This is a genomic window from Paratractidigestivibacter sp. (assembly GCF_052362415.1).
In the GTDB taxonomy this organism is placed as follows: Bacteria; Actinomycetota; Coriobacteriia; order Coriobacteriales; family Atopobiaceae; genus Paratractidigestivibacter.
This window is the reverse complement of sequence record NZ_DAWEMK010000118.1, coordinates 1-1,426: the sequence shown is the minus strand read 5'-3', so window position 1 is coordinate 1,426 and position 1,426 is coordinate 1. Positions and strand designations below refer to the sequence as shown.

Here is a 1,426-nt window from a genome sequence, read left to right as displayed (position 1 = left end):
CGCGCCGCGCAGGCCGAGACGGGCCTTGAGCTGGCCGTCGCGGACGACTCCGGCCTGTGCGTCGACGCGCTCGACGGCGCGCCGGGGATCTTCTCCGCGCGCTGGGCGGGCGAGCACGGCAACGACGGAGCGAACAACCAGAAACTCCTGCGCGAGCTCGCCAACGTGGAGGACGCCGACCGGACCGCGCGCTTCCACTCGACCGTCGTGCTCGTACGCGGCGACGAGGTCCTGCGCGGCGACGGCGACTGCCCCGGCGTCATCGGCCATGAGCTGCGCGGGTCCAACGGCTTCGGCTACGACCCGCTGTTCTGGCCGGACGATGTCCCGGGCCGCACGATGGCGGAGCTCTCGCTCGACGAGAAGAACCGCATCTCTCACCGCGCCCGCGCGCTCGCGGATCTCGCGGCGAAGGTGGGGTAAGCCCGCGCCGACCGACCTCGCCGCCGCCCGCGCACCGTTCGGCTGGTAACATAAAAATGAGCCAGTTAACAGGCGAAACATCGCGCACAATAGTTTTTAGCTGTGGACGGGCAGGGGCCTCGACGCGGCGGGTCTTTCTCTTATCGTTTTCGCGGCCGCGCCCTGGCGGTCACGCAAAAGAAGGAGTAAGCATGAAGATCGTTCGCGCCAAGGATTACCAGGACATGAGCCGCAAGGCCGCCAACATCATCTCGGCCCAGGTCATCCTCAAGCCCGAATGCATCCTCGGCCTCGCCACCGGCAGCACGCCGATGGGCGCCTACCAGCAGCTGATCAAGTGGTACGAGAAGGGCGACGTCGATTTCTCGCAGGTCAGCACCTTCAACCTCGACGAGTACGTGGGGCTTTCCGACGACGACCCGCAGAGCTACCACTACTTCATGCGCAAGAACTTCTTTGACCACGTGAACATCGATCTCGCGAAGACCCACGTGCCCGACGGCGCGACCAAGGACCCCGAGTCCTTCTGCAAGAACTACGACCGCATGATCGCCGAGGCCGGCTACCCTGACCTGCAGCTCCTCGGCATCGGCAACAACGGCCACATCGGTTTCAACGAGCCGGACGACCACTTCAGCGCCGGCACCCACTGCGTCGACCTCACCGAGAGCACCATCCAGGCCAACTCCCGCCTCTTCGAGAAGGAGGAGGATGTCCCGCGCCAGGCCTACACCATGGGCGTCCAGACCATCATGTATGCGCATATGATCCTCGTCGTCGCCAACGGTGAGAAGAAGGCTCAGGCTGTTCGCGATATGTGCTTCGGCCCCGTGACCCCGAGCTGCCCCGCCTCCATCCTGCAGCTGCACACCAACTGCGTCGTGGTCGCCGACGAGGCCGCGCTTTCGCTCTGCCCCGCTGAGTAAAAGACGGACAGGCCCCTGACCTCGGCGCCGTTTGCGCTCGCCGGTTGGCCGCCGTCTTTGATATAGGCACAAAAGGG

Annotated in this window: 2 protein-coding genes; both read left to right on the top strand. The window is 65.4% G+C overall.

Going from position 1 to position 1,426, the window contains the following annotated elements:
- On the top strand, positions 1-423 hold a 423-nt coding region (locus tag ACT84W_RS09410), incomplete at its 5' end, for a non-canonical purine NTP pyrophosphatase (RefSeq protein ID WP_444329011.1).
- A gap of 191 nt (positions 424-614) precedes the next feature.
- The gene (gene nagB, locus ACT84W_RS09405; RefSeq protein ID WP_432290751.1) at positions 615-1,349 is read left to right on the top strand and encodes a glucosamine-6-phosphate deaminase; all 735 of its coding nucleotides are present in this window, start codon (positions 615-617) and stop codon (positions 1,347-1,349) included.
- Positions 1,350-1,426 lie beyond the last annotated feature (77 nt).

Bases quoted from the DNA above. Each gene is read 5' to 3' on its own strand.
- nagB (WP_432290751.1), top strand. From the start codon at position 615: ATGAAGATCGTTCGCGCCAAGGATTACCAGGACATGAGCCGCAAGGCC.